The organism is Chitinophaga sp. CB10, assembly GCA_001870995.2.
In the GTDB taxonomy this organism is placed as follows: Bacteria; Bacteroidota; Bacteroidia; order Chitinophagales; family Chitinophagaceae; genus Chitinophaga.
The window spans coordinates 104,971-123,412 of sequence record MLAV02000012.1 but is presented as its reverse complement, the minus strand read 5'-3'; the positions used below and the strand labels follow the sequence as shown (position 1 = coordinate 123,412).

15 protein-coding genes are annotated in these 18,442 nt (G+C 53.4%); all 15 read left to right on the top strand.

Translation table 11 applies throughout. The annotated features are described in order from the left end of the window. The first annotated feature begins 5 nt into the window (after positions 1–5). Positions 6–2,039, top strand: coding sequence for a RagB/SusD family nutrient uptake outer membrane protein (locus tag BOC67_RS17310; protein ID WP_291911906.1), 2,034 nt, complete (start codon positions 6–8; stop codon positions 2,037–2,039). 15 nt (positions 2,040–2,054) lie between these two features. Beyond that, on the top strand, positions 2,055–2,969 hold the full coding sequence (locus tag BOC67_RS17305; protein ID WP_291911905.1) for a DUF5017 domain-containing protein: 915 nt from the start codon (positions 2,055–2,057) through the stop codon (positions 2,967–2,969). Between the two features lie 4 nt (positions 2,970–2,973). Then, positions 2,974–4,212 carry a glycoside hydrolase family 88 protein gene (locus BOC67_RS17300; protein ID WP_291911904.1) on the top strand — a complete coding sequence of 413 codons (1,239 nt, stop codon included), beginning with the start codon at positions 2,974–2,976 and terminating at the stop codon, positions 4,210–4,212. A gap of 170 nt (positions 4,213–4,382) precedes the next feature. After that, a complete protein-coding gene (locus BOC67_RS17295; RefSeq protein WP_291911903.1) occupies positions 4,383–5,774 on the top strand; it encodes an amidohydrolase family protein in 1,392 nt (463 codons plus the stop codon). A gap of 99 nt (positions 5,775–5,873) precedes the next feature. After that, positions 5,874–6,725 carry an AraC family transcriptional regulator gene (locus BOC67_RS17290; protein WP_291911901.1) on the top strand — a complete coding sequence of 284 codons (852 nt, stop codon included), beginning with the start codon at positions 5,874–5,876 and terminating at the stop codon, positions 6,723–6,725. 353 nt (positions 6,726–7,078) lie between these two features. After that, positions 7,079–7,675, top strand: coding sequence for a DUF4255 domain-containing protein (locus BOC67_RS17285; RefSeq protein ID WP_291911900.1), 597 nt, complete (start codon positions 7,079–7,081; stop codon positions 7,673–7,675). Between the two features lie 123 nt (positions 7,676–7,798). Then, positions 7,799–9,853 carry a phage tail sheath C-terminal domain-containing protein gene (locus tag BOC67_RS17280; protein WP_291911899.1) on the top strand — a complete coding sequence of 685 codons (2,055 nt, stop codon included), beginning with the start codon at positions 7,799–7,801 and terminating at the stop codon, positions 9,851–9,853. A 50-nt stretch (positions 9,854–9,903) separates the two neighbouring features. Beyond that, positions 9,904–10,335 carry a phage tail protein gene (locus BOC67_RS17275; protein ID WP_291911898.1) on the top strand — a complete coding sequence of 144 codons (432 nt, stop codon included), beginning with the start codon at positions 9,904–9,906 and terminating at the stop codon, positions 10,333–10,335. A gap of 426 nt (positions 10,336–10,761) precedes the next feature. Next, on the top strand, positions 10,762–11,259 hold the full coding sequence (locus BOC67_RS17270) for a phage tail protein (protein WP_291911897.1): 498 nt from the start codon (positions 10,762–10,764) through the stop codon (positions 11,257–11,259). 17 nt (positions 11,260–11,276) lie between these two features. Further along, complete coding sequence (locus BOC67_RS17265; protein WP_291911896.1) at positions 11,277–11,444, top strand: DUF5908 family protein; 168 nt, start codon at positions 11,277–11,279, stop codon at positions 11,442–11,444. A gap of 2 nt (positions 11,445–11,446) precedes the next feature. Continuing rightward, positions 11,447–12,193, top strand: a complete 747-nt coding sequence (locus BOC67_RS17260) for a hypothetical protein (protein WP_291911895.1) — start codon at positions 11,447–11,449, stop codon at positions 12,191–12,193. 6 nt (positions 12,194–12,199) lie between these two features. Next, positions 12,200–13,987, top strand: coding sequence for a type VI secretion system tip protein VgrG (gene vgrG, locus BOC67_RS17255; RefSeq protein WP_291911894.1), 1,788 nt, complete (start codon positions 12,200–12,202; stop codon positions 13,985–13,987). A gap of 18 nt (positions 13,988–14,005) precedes the next feature. Further along, positions 14,006–14,293, top strand: coding sequence for a PAAR domain-containing protein (locus BOC67_RS17250; protein ID WP_291911893.1), 288 nt, complete (start codon positions 14,006–14,008; stop codon positions 14,291–14,293). A gap of 47 nt (positions 14,294–14,340) precedes the next feature. Further along, a complete protein-coding gene (locus BOC67_RS17245; RefSeq protein WP_291911892.1) occupies positions 14,341–14,739 on the top strand; it encodes a GPW/gp25 family protein in 399 nt (132 codons plus the stop codon). A 32-nt stretch (positions 14,740–14,771) separates the two neighbouring features. Further along, entirely contained in the window at positions 14,772–18,440 is a 3,669-nt protein-coding gene (locus BOC67_RS17240; RefSeq protein WP_291911891.1) for a baseplate J/gp47 family protein, read from the top strand. Positions 18,441–18,442: the final 2 nt, after the last annotated feature.

Here is an 18,442-nt window from a genome sequence, read left to right as displayed (position 1 = left end):
TGCACATGAAACGTATTAGTATCCTCGCATGCTTAGCTATAGCAGGACTTACCTCCTGCAAAAAATTCCTGGACACCAAGCCCACGGATTTTTATTCCACTGACAATTATTATAATACAGAAGCCCAGTTGCAGCAGGCGCTCAATGGCGTCTATGGCGACCTGATGCGCCCCGAGCTGTATGCCCAGGTGATGGGCTTCAACTTCGTGTCCACTACGGACGAAGTTATGTCCAACCGGACCACGGATGGCGACGCCCGTGGCCTGCGCTACAACTACGACGCCTCGCTGGTGTATGTTTCCAGCATCTGGCGCTACGCCTATGTAGGCATCAACAACATCAACACCCTCCTGGATAATATCAATAAGCCGGCGATGGACGAAAACCGCCGCAATATTATCAAAGGCCAGGCCCTCTTCCTCCGCGGCTTCCTCTACTTCATCCTCACGAGCAACTATGGCGATGTGCCGGTGGTATTGAAAACGCCCGCCATCAGCGACGTGAACATTCCGCAGGCAAAACAGGCGGACGTGTACGCGCAGATAGAAAAGGATATGAAGGAAGCGGAAACCCTGCTGAAAGATTATACCGTTACGCAAGCCAAGTTCAACGACGTGGTGACGCTTACCGCGGTGCAGGCTATGCTGGCGCGCGTGTACCTCTACTGGGCCGGCTATCCGCAGAACAACACGGCCAAATACCAGGACGTTATTACTTATACCGACAAGGTAATCAACTCCGGCCTGCATGCATTGAACCCCGATTACCGGCAGATATTCATCAACCTGGCGCAGGACAGGTACGATGTGAAGGAGAACATCTGGGAGCTGGGCTCCCTCGGCGCGGCCGCCGGCGTGGTGAATAAATCCGGCAATGATATCGGCAACTTTGTAGGCATACAATCCGCTCTCACGGCTAATGATACCAGCTCGTACAACTCCGCTGCCTGGGTATGGGTGACGAAAAAGCTGTTTGATGCCTATGAGGTGGACCCGGCCAATACCGCTACGCCCAATAAATCCTCCCTGGATATACGGCGCGACTGGAACTGTGCCAACTACATCTACAGCGGCACCAGTCCACGCGTGAAAACCGCCCGCACCAATCCATGGCAGATGTGTGCCGGCAAGTTCAGAAGGGAATATGTACCGCAATCCATCCGGAATACAAATGGCACCGGCGGTACCTATAATATCAACTGGCCGATGATCCGCTATTCGGATGTCCTGCTGATGCGCGCCGAAGCGGAGAATTTTGTGAACGGCCCCGGTAACGCCTATACGTACATCAACCAGGTGCGCAGGCGCGCTTACGGCATCATGAACGGCAATGTGGTAAAATCCATCACCATTACCAATCCGGGCAGCGGTTACACCACCGCGCCAACGGTGACCATCACCGGCGGCGGAGGCAGCGGCGCTACCGCCAATGCGGTGATTACCAGCAATGCCGTGAGTGGTATCTATCTTAGTTCACCGGGCGCGCTGACGCCGGGCAGCTACTACAGCTCCGCGCCGGTAGTGGTGATCGGTACCTTCTGGGCGCCGGGTATTACCTACACCGCCGGCATGCAGATTACGAACGGCGGCAACCTCTACACCGTAACCACGGCAGGCACTTCTACGAATACGCCGCCTACCCATACTTCCGGCGCATCCTCCGCAGGCGTTACCGGCGCGGTATTTACCTATGCCGGCAAGGCCGCCACTGCAACCGCAGCCATTACGGTGGGCAACGAGTCGGACCTGACGCCCGGCCTGGATAAGGCAGGATTCTTACAGGCCATCAAGGATGAACGTATGCGGGAGCTTTGTTTTGAAGCCCTGCGCAAGGCGGACCTGATCCGCTGGGGCAATTTCGTGGCGGACATGCAGAACTTTGCCGTATGGGCCACTGCCAATGGCGCAGGCGTTACGGCCACCGGCAACCCGAACGGCTTGCAGGGCATACGCAATATTATGCAGCGCCATGTGCTGCTGCCCAAGCCCACCTACGAATTAAACCTGAACCGTTTACTCACGCAAAACGAAGGCTGGTAATCCTAAAAACTATTCATGATGAAAAGATCATTCCTTATATTTTTCGCCGTATGCGCGGCCGCCTGTTCCAAAAAAATGGAAGTGGACACGCCGGACTTCAGCGTGGCGCTCGACCCTGCTCACCTGGTAGCAGATACCTTTACCTACAGGCTGGGAGATACCACCCGCTTCCAGTTCAGCGGCAGCATCGGCAACATCGCGTTTTATTCCGGGGAAGCGGGCAAAAGCTACGCCGGCCGCAATGCCGGTTATAAGCTGGGTAAGCTCACCCTGAAGTTTTCCAGCAAAGCGGAGTTTGGCACGCAGACGAATACCCTGCAGGTATTGGCTACCAACAAGCTCCCCGGGCTGGATTCCGCCTCCGTGGTCAATGCCGCATGGACGAACATCAGCAACCGCGGCGCGCTCGCCACCAGCGCAACGGTGGTCCCCTTTGGCACGGCGGATATTACGGACCTGGTGGCCAATGCTAACGATTCGCTTTTTATCGCATTTAAATACAGCGGGGTAACGGGGTCGACCCAACGAACCTGGACTATTACCGACCTGGCAGTGAACAATGAATTACCTGATAAGACGGTGTCCCTTTCCACCATCGGTGGGGATGTAGCTTACTGGACCCGCTACGGCAACGTATGGAGCCCTGCAAATGCCCGCTGGACGCCTTCCGCGACGGACCTGAAAATTACCGGCGGCAACGCGGCGGCTCCTTCCAACACCAGCTGGATCATCACCAAGCCGCTTTACGTAGGGCGTGTACCCGGGGACGTTAGTGTGGGCGTCAAGAGTATCAACGAGCCCAACCTCCCCGGCTACGCTTACCTCTATACGGCGCCGGGCGTGTACACCGCCACCTTCGTGGCATTCAACCATACGCTCGACGAAGAGAAGCGTACCATTAAAGCATTTATCATTAAAGTGATACCATAGAAACATGAAACCATTGCTTCAACTCATTATTGTAGCCGCCGGCCTGACCGCGTTCTCGGTTGGCACAGAGAAGGATTTTATCAGCACCAACACCGGCTTTGCCCGGCAGCAGTTAAAACACATGCTGAAGGAAACCGCCACGCGCGACAGCCTGGCCTTCCCCCGCACCATCGATGCGGAAGGCCGCATGACCACCACTTCCATGTACGACTGGACGCCCGGCTTTTTCCCCGGATCCCTGTGGTATAGCTACGAGCAAACCAAAGATCCGGCTATCTATCAACAGGCCATCCGCTGGACGGAAAAGCTGGAACCGCTGAAGGACTTCACCCAGCACCATGACCTCGGCTTTATGATGTATTGCAGCTATGGTAACGCCTACCGCATCACCGGCAATAAAGCCTACCGGGATATCCTGATCCAGGGCGCCCGCTCGCTGAGCACGCGCTTCAACCCGGTGACCGGCAGTATCAAAAGCTGGAATGCATTTAAATCCTGGCATGGGGAACAGAAGTATTATTACCCCGTGATCATCGATAACCTGATGAACCTGGAACTGCTGTTCTTTGCGGCTAAGGAAACGGGCGATACCAGCTTCCGGCACATTGCCGTGAGCCACGCCCTGAACGCCATGAAAAACCAGATCCGGCCGGACTACAGTTCCTACCACGTGGTATGCTATGATACCCTCACCGGTAAAGTGCTGGCCAGGGAAACGGCGCAGGGCTATGCGGATAACTCCACCTGGGCCCGCGGGCAGGCATGGGGCATCTATGGCTTTACCATGATATACCGGGAAACCAGGGATCCGCGCTTCCTCAAAACCGCTACCGGCATGGCGGACTGGTTCCTTAACAACAAGAACCTGCCGGCAGATAAAGTACCTTACTGGGACTTTAACGCCCTGCAAAAAGGCTATACGCCGGGCGTGCGCTCTTATGCCAACAACGTAAAAATCAAATACCGGGATGTATCCGCAGCGGCCATTGTGGCTTCCGCGCTGTTTGAGCTGAGCGATTACGCAGCGCCGGCAAAGGCGGCACAGTACCGCAAATCGGCCATCGCCATGCTGCATACCCTGGGCAGCCCTGCCTACCGGGCGCCCGAAGGAGCTAACGGCAATTTTATACTGATGCACAGCGTAGGCAGTATTCCGCATCATACTGAAATAGACGTGCCATTGGTATATGCCGATTATTACTTCATGGAAGCGTTACAGCGTTACCAGGCAACCTTGAAGTAAAGCTGTTTTTTGAGCAATAACAGCAAAAGGAGAGAGGCGCCGGGTGATGGCGCCTCTTTGCATTTATACAAGCGCCGGTAAGCAGATATACCGGTGAAAAGCCGGATATATTGGCCGCCTTGGGCAGGCATGAATTATAAATCCTACAAACCCTGTTATAAATCGTACCCATGCAAGCCCGGCAGCAAATGTACCTTTGGGACAAAAGAACGATCGCCATGGGCACATCCAATATATCCAGAAAAGATTTCCTGAAAAACTCCGTATTCACCACTTTAGGCCTCGGCATTGCGCCATCCTTACTGGCGGAAGGTAACCGCCCGGCCACCGATGCATCGCAGCCTTTGCTGAAAGGGCAGGCCAACAGCGTAAAATTGAAGAACGTGCGTTTGGAAACCGGTTTTGAATACGATGGGGCCGATGTGATAGCTACTAAAACAGACCTCTTCACCGTGGAAATCAGCAACGGTAAATTCTCTTCCATACAACCCAACAATCCCAAAGCCAAAGCTATTGACGCGAAAGGCCTGCTGATGCTGCCTTCCTTTAAGGACATGCACATCCACCTGGATAAAACCAACTACGGCGGCCCGTGGAAAGCCGTAGGCAAACGGCAGGGCGGCGTAAAAGGCATGATAGCGCTGGAACAGCAGATATTGCCGGAGATGCTCAAAACTTCCACTGCCCATGCGGAGAAACTGATTGAACTCCTGCAATCATGCGGCTCCGCATTTGCCAGAAGCCATGTGAACATTGAGCCTACTTCCAAACTGGATTCCTTAAAGCATTTACAGGTAGCGCTGGAAAATAAGAAAGCCACTTTCGGCGCAGAGCTGGTAGCGTTTCCGCAGCATGGCCTCTTCTACACCAACTCCATGCCTTACATGGAAGAAGCGGCGAAGATGAACATCGATTTCATTGGCGGGGTAGACCCGTATTCAGTGGACGGCGATATCGCCAAACCCATGGACGCCATCGTGAAGCTGGCCCTGGACCACAACAAGGGTATCGATATCCATTTACATGAAACCGGGGATTCCGGTCTGAAGACCGTGGAGTACCTCATTGACCGGGTAAACGAAAATCCGGTGCTGAAAGGTAAAACCTACCTCAGTCACTGTTTTGTGCTGGCGCGGCTGGACAAAGCGAAGCAGGAGGCGGTGGCTGAAAGGCTGGCGCAGGCGCAAATCGGCATCATGTCTACCATTCCGTTCGGCGGCCTCATTATGCCTATCCCAACGTTATATAAATACGGTGTGAAAGTAGCCACCGGTAACGATAGTATTATTGACCACTGGAACACCTGGGGCTCCGGCAGCGTGCTGCAGAAAGCCAATATCATGGCGCAGCTCTATGGCTGGGGGTCTGAATTCAATCTCTCCCGTAGTCTGAAACTGGCTACCCGCGATGTGTTGCCCCTGGATGATAAGGGTAATCAGCAATGGCCTAAAGCAGGCGATGAAGGCAGCGTAGTGCTGATAGATGCCAGCTGCTCCGCCGAGGCGGTATCCCGTGTGTCGCCGGTAAGATCGCTGATTTACCAGGGCAATATCGTATTTTGATGCCAGGCCGGAGCTGGATAATTTTCCTTACATTAGCTCCATCAGGCTGATAAGCGTGTGATGCATGCTGCTTATGCAGCCAGGCTAAAAAAGCTGCCGATGGCATATCAGAAAGACCATTTTCCTGTATTAAGTATCCAGGAGTTCAGCGAAGGCAAGACCTCCGGGCAGCCGATGCTCTACCACGAGATTCGCGGCGAGCGGTTTATTGAAGAACCGCATAAACACGATTTTTTTATTGCCATCCTCTTTGAAAAAGGCAGGGGCACACATACCATCGACTTTACGGAATATAAAGTGGGGAGGCATCAGCTGCACCTGGTGTTTCCCCAGCAGGTGCATGCCTGGCGGCTGAAGAAGGATACCGTAGGCTATCAGCTGATGATCGGCAGGGAGCAGTATGAAGCCTTTTTACCCTCCCTCCGGTTTACGTCTGCATTTTATGAAAGGCATCCTGTGCTGAACCTCGATGTGGCTTCCTACACGAACCTGCTCTACGAGTTTAAAACTTTGCGTCAGGAGCTGGGGGAGAAGGAAATCTTCCGCGAGTTGATCACTGCACGTACTACGGTCGTAGGTTTGCTCATCAGTAAAGCGGCGGAAAGTATTTTCCAGGATGTGAACAGTTATAGTGCAAACCCTTTGCTGGCAAGGTTCCTGAGGCTTATTGATGTGCACTTTAAGGAAGAGCGGTCGGTTGCTTTTTATGCAAAGGAATTAAATATCTCCCCCAATTACCTCAATATAATTTGTAATAAAGCCCTGCATGCTTCCGCCTCTTCGCTGATACAAAACCGGGTGCTGATAGAGGCCAAACGCTTGCTGAAGGCCTCTGAGATGTCTGTCAAAGAGATCGTGTTCGACCTCGGTTTTTATGATCACGCCAACTTCTCCAAGTTCTTCAAAGCGCATACCGGCATGAGTCCATCCGCATTTAAAGAGTTGCAATAACAGGCGATGCGTAGTATCCCGTGAAAAATACTGCTTGCGTTCATATTGAATAAATAATTGTAAATGAGTAAATTATGCATGCTCCTGCTGTTTGTGCGGCGATTATTATTTACAGGTGGTAAATGAAGCAGGGTATCCGTCAGCAACATCATAAGTAGAAATACTCATTTTTCGAAAATCGGAAGGAGTACTATTTGCAGTAAAAAAAATTCATCATAATTTCACATCCATAATTCTGAAACAGGATTATGTGATGTCCCAAAAAAGAATGTGTTAACTAAAAAATAAATAACCCCAAAACAGTCAGGTGTCTGTACGCAGCTGTTTGTAGGAACCCCAAATCCGATGTATTCATGATAACAGATACACTCCTTTTTGTAAAAGGCAGGATGAATGCTGCATCTTCCCCGGCGAGCTCAAAAGTGGAGCTGGGCAACATTTCCCGGATCAGCGATGGAGACGACTTTAATCCGGACCTGCAGAATAAGATTCTCTTGTCTGTCATTAACGTGGAGGAAGATACTGTGGCAAGAACGCAGGATTATTTCCGCAAAACTTCCAATCCACAGTTGATTGAGTTTGTTACGCCGCCGGTGTTTCTGAACCTCACGCTGATGTTTGCCGTAACGCATACCGATTACGAATCGGCGCTGATAGCGCTGGAACAGGTAGTGCGCTTCTTCCAGCAAAACCGGTTCTTTTCGCCGGAGAACTCCCCGGAGTTGCAGGCGTATAATGAGCTGCATAATATCAAAATAGAAACCATCAGTTTTGAAATTGTGAACCTCACGCTGGACCAGGTGCATCAGCTCTGGGGCGGACTGGGAGGGCATTATATGCCTTCGGTCATTTACAAAATGAGAATGGTGCAGATAGATAGTAATAATGTCAACGGAGCAGGCGTACCTGTGCTGGATGTTAACGTAAATACAGTATTAAAAAGTTCGTAGCGTAATATAACCCCACATATCACGGTCCGGTTTTCACTGGCGGCAGTTGGCGCGCAACTGTCTGCCCTGGCCGATCCGTGGCTGTTACAGTCAAAGTTTTCAATTTTTAAAACCTCAAAAAAAATGGCAATTTACAAGACCCCAGGGGTGTATGTAGAGGAAATATCTCTGCTCCCACCCAGCGTAGCGCAGGTTGAAACCGCGATCCCTGCATTCATTGGTTACACTGCCCTCTCAGAAAAAGACGGACAGGATTTGAAGAATGTTCCTACCCGCATTACCTCCATGCTGGAATATGTGCAGTACTTCGGCGGCGCTTATTCCTTCGGTGCGGATGATTTCAGCATCTCGCTGGATGAAACCAACGGTTATAAAGTACTGAGCGACACCTTTACCGTGGCTAAACTGTTCAATATGTATAACAGCGTGCGTCAGTATTTCGACAATGGCGGCGGTCCGTGCTACATCGTATCCGTAGGCAGCTACAGCGATACAGTGGCCGCCGGCGACGAAGCTGCCGGCACGCCGGGTTTGCGCGTAGGCTTAAAAGCCCTGGAAAAATACGATGAACCTACTATCATCGCTATTCCGGATGCTGCCAACCTCGGTAAGGAAGAGTTCTACGCCTTACAGCAAATGGCGGTAGCACAGGCCGGCCTGCTGCAAGACAGGGTAGCGCTGCTGGACCTGCGCGAATACCATGCTAACGATCATTCGTATGTAAGGGAAAGCCAGGCAGATACCGTATATACGGAGTTCCGTAATAATATCGGCATCAACGACCTGAAATACGCTGCCGCCTATACGCCGTGGTTGGTATCCACCTACACCCCGGAAATTCCTTATACAGTGTTGAAAGAAAACCTGAAAAATAAGTCCGGCGCGGATCTCAACCTCACGCAGCTCACAACCAATGCTGGTTTGAATGCGCTCGTACAAAAAACGGAAGATGCCGTTGGCGATCTGACAAAAGTAAAGGGCGTAATTGCTACCGGTAAAGGCGATGCCGCAACGCCTTCAGACCGCTTCAACCAGCTGAAAGCAGCGGTGCAGCAAGCTACTTCGGACGACAATGCCAAAACGGCTTTCAACAGCCTGCTCGGCTATGTGCGCAGCCTTGTAAACGGCATCCCCGCACTGAAAGGCGCTACGCCATTGGTAAGCACCCAGCTGCTGAGCGACCTCGACGCCAGCGCAAAGGATGCCAACGCCGGCCTGGCGGCTACTTTGAAAGCGCTCGTGTCCTTCGAGAATAACGATGATATCAAGCTCTTTGGCGCCGCCGATACCTATGCCGCTTATGATGCAGCGCCGGTAAGCGCCTGGTGGAAAGTATTCCCTGATACAGATTTCGCCGGAAAGGATATGAGCAAAATTGCCAACTTCAATTCCAATGGCAAGGAGTATGGCGCCGCAGCGGATAAAGCGACAGCGCTGAAAGCCGCTGCCGACCTGGAAGCCATCTTCCGCGGATTGCTCGTGTTCCTGAATAAACTTCAGTCCAGCGCGACCAAATACGTAACCAGCAACCAGTCCGCATTGTATGCTTCCCACCCGGTTATTGCCGCAGCGGTGACTGCCCTGCAATCCAAGCTGGCCATCGTGCCGCCATCCGGCGCAGTTGCAGGCGTGTACGCTAAAACTGACCGCGAACGCGGTGTATGGAAAGCGCCTGCCAACACCAGCCTGAACAGCGTGAGCGCGCCGCTGGTAAAAATCGACAACAACACGCAGGACAGCCTGAACGTAGACGCCGACGCCGGCAAGAGCATCAACGCCATCCGCGCATTCAGCGGTAAAGGTACTCTCGTATGGGGCGCCCGCACACTGGATGGCAACAGCAACGAATGGCGCTACATCAGCGTTCGCCGCCTCTTTAACATGGTGGAAGAAAGCGTGAAGAAAAGTACGGCCCCGTTTGTGTTCGAACCTAATGATGCCAACACCTGGGTGAAAGTAAAAGGAATGGTGGAAAACTATCTCACCACGCTCTGGCGCCAGGGCGCACTCGCCGGCGCTAAAACTGACCAGGCATTTTTTGTAAGAGTAGGCCTGGGTCAAACCATGACCGAACAGGACATCCTTGAAGGACGCCTCATCGTGGAAATAGGCATGGCCGCTGTTCGCCCGGCAGAATTTATCATCTTACGCTTCTCTCACAAAATGCAGGAAAGCTGATTGACGCTGACCTGATTCTTTTCTGATCCAAAAAATTTAAACATACTCCAATGGCACAATATCCATTATCTAAATTTCACTTCCAGGTAGAATGGGGCGGAGCAAGGCTCGGCTTCACAGAAGTAACGGGACTCAATGTGGAAACCCAGGTGATTGAATACCGCGAAGGTATCAGCCCGGAATACCACAAAATCAAAATGCCCGGCATGCAGAAATTCGACAACATCACCCTGAAACGCGGCCTGTTCAAGGCGGACAATGAGTTCTTCCAGTGGTGGAATACCGTTGCGCTGAATACCATCACCCGCCGCGACATCATCGTATCCCTCATGAATGAAAAACATGAGCCGGTGATGGTGTGGAAAATCAAGAACGCCTGGCCGGTGAAAGTAAACAGTACCGATCTGAAAGCAGATGGGAATGAAGTAGCTGTGGAAAGCATCGAGCTGGCGCATGAAGGGCTGGTGATGGAAGCGGCGTAGGTTTTTTTTCTCGCAAAGAGGGTTTTTCTCGCAAAGAGGCATAAGAGGGCAAAGCTCGCAAAGGTTTTTTGCTCGCAAAGAGGCATAAGAGGGCAAAGCTCGCGAGGGTTTTTGCTCGCAAAGAGGCATAAGAGGGCAAAGCTCGCAGAGGTTTTTTGCTCGCAAAGGAACATAAGAGGGCAAAGGTCGCGAGGGTTTTTGCTCGCAAAGGAACATAAGAGGGCAAAGCTCGCAAAGGAACAACATAAATAACTTTGCGCCCTTAAAATCCTCTGCCTCTTTGCGAGAAAAAAACAAACCACAATCCTTTGCGCCCTTAAAATCCTCTGCCTCTTTGCGAGAAAAAAACAAACCACAATCCTTTGCGAGCTTCCCACCCTCTGCCTCTTTGCGAGAAAAAAGATCCCTGCAAGAAAAACACAAACTATGTTAGAACGTACTCCCCCCGTAGGCTTTCACTTCCTCGTCGCTTTTGAGCTATTCCCGCAAACACTGCAGGAATGCGCCTTCCAGGAAGTCAGTGGCCTCAACGTGGAAATGGAAACAGAGCCTTACAAAGAAGGCGGCGAAAACAGGTTCATTCACCAGCTGCCCCTGCGGGCACGCTATGAGGACCTCGTGCTGAAACGCGGACTCCTCAACGGCTCTGGCATCATGCTCTGGTGCCAGGAAGCCATCGAAAGCTTTATGTTCAGCCCCATTAACATCATCGTCAGCCTGCTCAACGAAAAGCATTTGCCGGTGTACTCCTGGTACGTGGTGAATGCGTTTCCGAAGAAATGGACCGTCAGCAATTTTAATGCGGAAGAAAACAGCATCGTGGTGGAAAGCCTCACCCTGGGATACCAGTTTTTCCGGCCGGTGAGCCTTAATACCATCGTCAGGGGAAATACCATCGGCTCCGGCGGAGTCGCGTTTACCTAATCCTTAATATCCGTTTTATGCCCATAGAAATTAAAGAGATCAGCATCCGGGCCGATGTATATCCCGGCCAGAAAAACGCCGCCAATGGCCTTACGCCTGCTGAACTGGAACGCATGAAGCAGGAGATCAAAGAAGAAGTTACCCTGGAACTGATCCGGGAATTTACCAACACTATAGAAAGATAACTATGTTCAGCACAGCTGTAGGTCAACTGGAAAAAATGAAGCTCAAGGCGTATAAAGAGCCGAATGTAAACAGCGCGCCGGTGTCTGTCAAAGGCAGCGATACCTTTTCTTTCAAGGTCAACCCGGAGTCGTTCAAGCGCTCGTATTCCATCGCCTATAAGGATGAATGCCATACGCCCCAGGGTACTACCAGTCAGCCCAAGCAATTCAGTCATATCAACCCGGAAAGCTTCAGCGTGGAAATGCTGCTGGATGAAAGCGGCGTTATACAGGAACCGCACCTGGCCAGCTTTACCTCACCGGTAGTGCTGGAGCCACAGCAGCGGCCGGACATTGCCGACCAGGTGGCGGACCTGCTGGCATTCTGCTACGAATACCAGGGAGATATCCACCGGCCTCACTACATCCTGCTTTGCTGGGGCTCTTCCGCCGGCTTTTTCTTTGGCGTGGTGAAGTCGCTGGAAATAGACTACAAGCTCTTTCGCCCGGATGGAAAGCCCATCCGCGCCGTAGTACGGCTGCAGCTGGAAAGTGCGGAATCCCGCACGGAGATGATGCGGCGGCAATCCCCCAACTCCCCGGATATGACGCATGAAAAAGCTTTCAAAGCCGGCAACAGCCTGTCCAACATGGCCACGGCCATCTACCAGGACGATAGCTATTACATCGACGTCGCGCGGGCCAACAACCTGCTGGGCTTCCGTAACGTAAAACCCGGTACCACCCTCAAATTTCCACCCCTGAAATAAATCATTATGGCAGCAGTAGCAACGAGAGAATTACAAACCACGATCCCGGGTACGGAAAAAGTCACCCTCGTTTCGTGCAAGGTATTGATAGATGGACAGGAGCTGGACCCGGCTATCCCGATCTTGAAAATTACCATCGAGAAGGAGGTAAACCGGATACCAGCTGCTATCCTCACTATTCCGGACGGAGATGTGAGCCTGCAGGATTTCCCGGTGTCCAACAAGCAGCTGTTTAAACCCGGCAACAAAGTGGAGATACAACTGGGTTATGAAACCAAAACGGAAACAGTGTTCAAAGGCATTGTGGTTGCTCATGGCAGCAGGATTTCCCGGCTCTCGTCCCAACTGGTGGTTACCTGCCGGGATACGGCCATCCAAATGACGCTGGCCCGCCGTAATGCGGCTTTCTATGAAATGACGGACAGCGACATCGCCTCCCAGCTCATCGGCCAGTACAGCGGCCTTACGGCGGATGTGGAAAGCACCGATATCAAACACCTGCAACTGCTGCAATGTAACCTGAGCGACTGGGATTTTATCCTGGGGAGGTTTGATGTGCTCGGGATGTGCTGTACCGTGGAGGATGGAAAGATCAGTATCAAAAAGCCGGATTTAAAACAGGATCGGAAATTCGATGTGGTCTATGGCGCTACACTGATAGATTACCAGGCTAACATTGACGCACGTACGCAATCCAGCGGCGCGGAAGCCAGCAGCTGGGATTATAGCGCGCAGGCGTTGAACAACGGCGCCGGTGCGGACCCCTCCGTGAACGCTGCCGGCAACCTCGGCGCAGCGGACCTGGCTGGCGTAATGGCCTTTGAATCGGAAACCTTCGCCTTCCCCGGCAAATGGTCGGAAGCGGAACTCAAAGCCCTGGCAGATGCCCGGCTGACCAAACGCAGGCTCGCCGCCATTAAAGGGAATGTGCGCTTCCAGGGCACCAACAAGATCCACCCCAACGAATTTATCACCATCGGCGGCATCGGCGACCGCTTCAGCGGACCGGTGTACGTTAGCGCCGTGAAGCATGTGTTTGAAGGAGGCGACTGGCTTACCACGGTGAATTTTGGACTGGACCCGGTTTGGTTTGCAGAAAAAATAAATCCCTGGCACCCTGTGGCGGCGCAAGGCATCATGCCCGTAACGCAAGGACTGTATAACGGCGTAGTGACGGATATCGAAGATCCGGAAAATGAATTCCGGGTAAGAGTGAAAATACCCGTGATAGACGCGAAAGGAGAAGGGGTATGGGCCCGCATCGCCACGCTGGACGCCGGCAACAACCGGGGCACCTTCTTCCGCCCGGAGCTGAACGACGAAGTAGTGGTAGGCTTCATGGGTACGGACATGCGGGATGCCGTAATACTCGGTATGTTGCACAGCAGCTCCCTGGCGGCTCCGCTCACCCCCGCAAAAGATAACTACCAGAAAGGCTACGTTTCCAAAACCAATTTCAAACTCATTTTCGATGATGAGAAAAAAAGCCTCACCATCGAATCCCCCAAGGGAAAGAAGATCACCGTCAGCGATGAGGACAAAGTGCTGCAGCTGGAAGATGAAAACGGCAATAAAATTATCCTGGACGAAAAAGGTATCACCCTCAAGACGGATAAGGACCTGCTGTTGGACGTTGGCGGTAAGTTTAACCTGAAAGCCGGTGGCGACGCAGGCGTGGAAGCCATGAACCTGGCCCTGAAAGGCAGCTCCAAAGCGGCGATCGAAGGCGCGCAGGTGGAAGTGAAAGGCAGCGGCCAAACCACCATTAAAGGTGGACTGGTAAATATTAACTAACGATAAAAAATAACAGATATGCCCCCGGCAGCAAGAGCGACAGATATGCACGTATGCCCGATGACAACAGGCCCGGTGCCCCATGTAGGCGGCCCTGTTGTGGGCGGCGTGCCTACGGTACTGATAGGCGGCCTTCCGGCAGCAGTAATGGGAGATACCTGTGTATGCACCGGCCCGCCCGATACCATCGTTAAAGGCAGCGCCACCGTCATGATTGGCGGCAAGCCGGCTGCCAGGATGGGAGATACCACCGCGCATGGCGGCTCCATCGTATTAGGTTGTGTGACCGTGATGATAGGTGGCTGACAGCAAACATTCAATTGTAACCATTAACCCCAAAAAAATATTACCCCATGGCATCCTTTTACGGAACGGGATGGAGTTTCCCTCCGGCGTTTGATAATGTGCCCGGCGAAGTGGCCACCGCCAGCGACCTGGCGGATATTCAGGAAAGTCTGCAGATACTGCTGGGTACCCGGCCGGGCGAAAGGATCATGCAGCCGAATTATGGCTGCAACCTGGACCAGCTTTTGTTTGAGCCCCTTACCACCACCTTCAAAACCTATATGAAGCATGTGATAGAATCCGCTATCCTGTACCATGAACCACGTATTAAAACGGATTCGGTAGAACTCTCGGAAAGCAGCGACACGGAAGGGCTGGTGCTGATCCGCATCGCATACACCGTGCGGGCCAACAACAGCCGCTTCAACTTCGTGTACCCGTACTATAAGAATGAGAAATCCGGTTGATACTTATTTCTTCATCTATTAATACTACTAACTTGTCGACCAATACTTCATATAAAAATCCATTGCTGCACAGTGGCACTTCCCGCTACAACCGGGTGCTGGCTGCGTTGGAGCCTGCATTTGCCAAAGTGGATGAAAGGAGCATGAGCGATTTGATCCTCTTTGCCAAAGAATACAGCAGGCAGCTCACTTACTACAACGCCCGCAATGAGCAGGACGGCAACTGGCTGCCCCTCATGCAAATGGACGTCAGCGTTATCCTCGCTACGCTGGGCAACCAGGATATGGCAGGCTACCGGCAATTGATCCGCCAGCAACTGCAGTACCTCTCCGATAAGAAGCATGCCTCAGCGCCGGACCTGGTGGAACGGTTTTCCTTCCTGTTCGATTTCACCTGGAGCTGGCTTTACGAGCTGGATACGCAGCTGCGGCTGCTGCCGGATGGCTGGCCGTTTAAAAACTGGCTGACGGATGTCATCAGCAGCAGGCTGGCCATACAACGCGGTAAGCTCAACGCCTGGTACCAGCAGGCCGCCATGATGGGATGCGTAAAAGCCGATTATGACGCCACCGCTTTCCTGCTGCCTACCAGCACCGTCCCCTTCCACATTGAGCATGCCGGCAGCCTGCAGGCGCAAAAGTGGGAAAGCGCATGGACCCAGCCGCCAGCCGCCTACAGCTTTCACCTGCAGGGCGAAAGCATTGCGGAGAAAATCCGCTTCGCCGCCACCAACAACCTGTTTACCACCATGCTGGACGCCATCTTCAAACAGGGCAGCATGATTGCCAACCACGCCGCGCAAAGCCTGGAAGAGGCAGTACACACGTTCCCGGCACATACGCCGCATTACGCGCTCTTCCTCACCTTCCTCCAACTCTTCCGCCTGGCGCAGGAAGAGCTGAATACCTTTACCGGCCGCCACCTGGATTGCTATTACCGGGACGTGCTGCAGCTCTCGCCCGCACCCGCCGTGCCGGATGCCACGCACCTGCTGGTTGAACTGCAAAAGAATGTAAAGGAATACCTGGTGCCGGCCGGCTTCCTGTTCAAAGCCGGGAAGGACGCCGCCGGCAACCCGCAATTCTATGCGACAGATAAAGAAGTATTGCTGAACCAGGCAACGGTAACGGATATACGCGGTATTACCCACTTTGGTCCCACGCACCCGCAGGCAGGGCTGTATGCCAGCCCGGTAGCCAACAGTGCGGACGGACTGGGAGCGCCGCTGAAAGCCGGCAGCACCTGGCAGCCCTTCGGCGTAGCGGGCCCTCAAACCCTGACCTGCAACGGGTTTGCCATCGCCTCCCCGCTGCTGCTGATGAAGGAGGGAAGCCGCAAGGTGGTACTCACCCTCAAATCCAATAATGTATTTCCGCAAAATGCAGCGATCAGCAACCTGCGGGTCATGATACAACTCACCGGCGCCTCGGGCTGGATGGACGCAGTAGCGCAGCTGGAACCGGAAGACCCCTCCTTTAAACAACCGTCCTACCAGCTTAAAATTATCGCCACCCTGGCCACAGAGCAGGAAGCGGTGATCCCCTATAACCCTGCGCTCCATGGCGGTAATTTTGTTACGGCCCACCCGGTCATGCGCCTGAAATTCAAACCGCAGACCATGGAGGCTGCCTTGTTGCTGCAACAATGGACCGCCACCGCGCTGAGCGAAGTGCAAGTGAACGTGCAGGTCAACGGCGTCCGCCAGCTGAACGTATTCAATGAAGCAGGCCAGCTGGACATCTCCAAACCCTTCCAGCCATTCGGTTACGCGCCATACGCTGGCAGCGCCTGCATCATCGGCAACAACGAAATCTTCATGAAACCGAATGTGCAGGTAAGCCTCAATATTGCGTGGGACAAAGTTCCGGCAGCGGAAGGCATCGTGAACCACGGCAGTAAATACCTGCCCAACGCCGCCGGCGTACCGGAGCCCACCACCAAACCTTATTCGGCAGATCAATTGAAGGATGCCAGTTCCAACCCGCTTGCCAACACCCCGGTAGCCGCCGTGGAAGTACTGGAAAACGGCAGCTGGCAGTACAAAAGCACTCACCCGCTTTTTTCAGCGATGGAATATTACGGGGAGTCGCTCATCAACCCTGTTGACCTCAACACCCTGCATACCAACTTCTTTACCATATACCCGAAAGCCACTGTCAAAACGCGCTACCCAGCCAAAGTTACTTTTCAGGCAGCCGTAGCGCAGCCTTTGCAGTACGGGGAGAATATCAAGTTTCAAACGGCCGCCAATCACGGCTTCGCAAGGCTGGTATTGCAGGCGGACCTCGGCCATCGCGATTACCAGCAACGCTTTGCCTTCCTGGCTGGCAAGCAGCAACCTTTGCCGCCGGAGCCATATACCCCGCTGGCAAAAAGTATTACGGCAGATTATACCGCTACCCAAACGCTGAAATTTGGCAGCGCTGCCAACCCGCAGTTCCCCGGGCAGTTCTTTTCCCTGCACCCCTTCGGGGAAAGGGAGGAGAACGATTTCTCCCGCCGGGACCTCCGCTGGACGCCGCTGCCAGCCAGCGAAGGGGCAGGGCAATTATACATCGGCCTGGATAAATGCCAGCCGGAAACTACCGTGCAACTGCTGTTCCGCGTGAGCGAAGGCAGCGCCAACCCGCTGTTGCCCAGCCAGCCACTCCGCTGGCAATGGCTCTCCAACCGCGGCTACTGGGAAGATTTCAGCGCCATCGCCGTGGAGGATGATACCAATGGACTCCTCCATACCGGCATCATCACCTTCCGCCTGCCGGCCGCACTGGCCCAGGGCGCGCCGGTAATGGGAGGGAAGCATGCCTGGATCAGGGCCGTGGTAGCTGGTAACCCGGACGCGATCAGTAACCTGCAGGCGGTAGATGCGCAGGCGATCCGGGTCCGCTGGACGGACAATAACACCGGTAACGCCTATACGACGCCGGCCCCCGCCGGTACCATACAGCAACCGCTGCAACCGGCGTCTCCCCTTAAAAAAATATACCAGCCCAACGCCAGTACGGGTGGGCGGACAGAAGAAACCGCCGCACAATTTCGTATGCGCGTCAGCGAAAGGCTGCGTCATAAGTCGCGCGCCATTACCATCTGGGATTACGAACACCTGGTGCTGGAAAAATTCCCGGAGATCTACCGCGTGAAATGCCTGAACCACTCCGCCGCTACGGCGGACAGTACCCGCGAAATGGCGCCCGGCAACATCGTCATTGTACCCGTACCGGATATCACGCGCATGAGCGCCGCCAACCCGCAAAGGCCCCTCACGAGCCTCGATACGCTGAGCGCCATCGAAAAATACCTGAAAAGCATCAGCGGCAGCTTCGTAAACATACAGGTCTGCAACCCGGTGTTTGAAGAAGTGGTGATCAGCTGCGAAGTGTTGTATAAAGACGGCAATACTGCCTTCAATACCACCCGCCTCCTGAAGGATTTCCGCGCGTTCCTTAGCCCATGGGCCTACGATAACAGCGTACAGCCGGAGTTTGGCGGCAAGATCAGCAAAAGCACGCTGGTCAACATGCTGGAAGGACTGCCTTATGTGGAATACATCATCAACCTGAAACTATTCCTGCGTAAAGACGGCGTGACCATCCTGGAAGACCGGGAAGAAATTACCACCACCTCCTCCCGCAGCATGCTCGTATGCGCGCCGGATGAAGTTCAAATGATAATCCCGGTGATCAACAACTCAAATAATTAGTC

Excerpts from the sequence above, each read along its gene's own strand:
- vgrG (WP_291911894.1), top strand. The coding sequence starts at position 12,200 with ATGGCAGCAGTAGCAACGAGAGAATTACAAACCACGATCCCGGGTACG.
- BOC67_RS17250 (WP_291911893.1), top strand. The coding sequence starts at position 14,006 with ATGCCCCCGGCAGCAAGAGCGACAGATATGCACGTATGCCCGATGACA.
- BOC67_RS17285 (WP_291911900.1), top strand. The coding sequence starts at position 7,079 with ATGATAACAGATACACTCCTTTTTGTAAAAGGCAGGATGAATGCTGCA.
- BOC67_RS17295 (WP_291911903.1), top strand. The coding sequence starts at position 4,383 with ATGCAAGCCCGGCAGCAAATGTACCTTTGGGACAAAAGAACGATCGCC.
- BOC67_RS17245 (WP_291911892.1), top strand. The coding sequence starts at position 14,341 with ATGGCATCCTTTTACGGAACGGGATGGAGTTTCCCTCCGGCGTTTGAT.
- BOC67_RS17270 (WP_291911897.1), top strand. The coding sequence starts at position 10,762 with ATGTTAGAACGTACTCCCCCCGTAGGCTTTCACTTCCTCGTCGCTTTT.
- BOC67_RS17260 (WP_291911895.1), top strand. The coding sequence starts at position 11,447 with ATGTTCAGCACAGCTGTAGGTCAACTGGAAAAAATGAAGCTCAAGGCG.
- BOC67_RS17290 (WP_291911901.1), top strand. The coding sequence starts at position 5,874 with ATGGCATATCAGAAAGACCATTTTCCTGTATTAAGTATCCAGGAGTTC.
- BOC67_RS17310 (WP_291911906.1), top strand. The coding sequence starts at position 6 with ATGAAACGTATTAGTATCCTCGCATGCTTAGCTATAGCAGGACTTACC.
- BOC67_RS17300 (WP_291911904.1), top strand. The coding sequence starts at position 2,974 with ATGAAACCATTGCTTCAACTCATTATTGTAGCCGCCGGCCTGACCGCG.
- BOC67_RS17275 (WP_291911898.1), top strand. The coding sequence starts at position 9,904 with ATGGCACAATATCCATTATCTAAATTTCACTTCCAGGTAGAATGGGGC.
- BOC67_RS17305 (WP_291911905.1), top strand. The coding sequence starts at position 2,055 with ATGATGAAAAGATCATTCCTTATATTTTTCGCCGTATGCGCGGCCGCC.
- BOC67_RS17265 (WP_291911896.1), top strand. The coding sequence starts at position 11,277 with ATGCCCATAGAAATTAAAGAGATCAGCATCCGGGCCGATGTATATCCC.
- BOC67_RS17280 (WP_291911899.1), top strand. The coding sequence starts at position 7,799 with ATGGCAATTTACAAGACCCCAGGGGTGTATGTAGAGGAAATATCTCTG.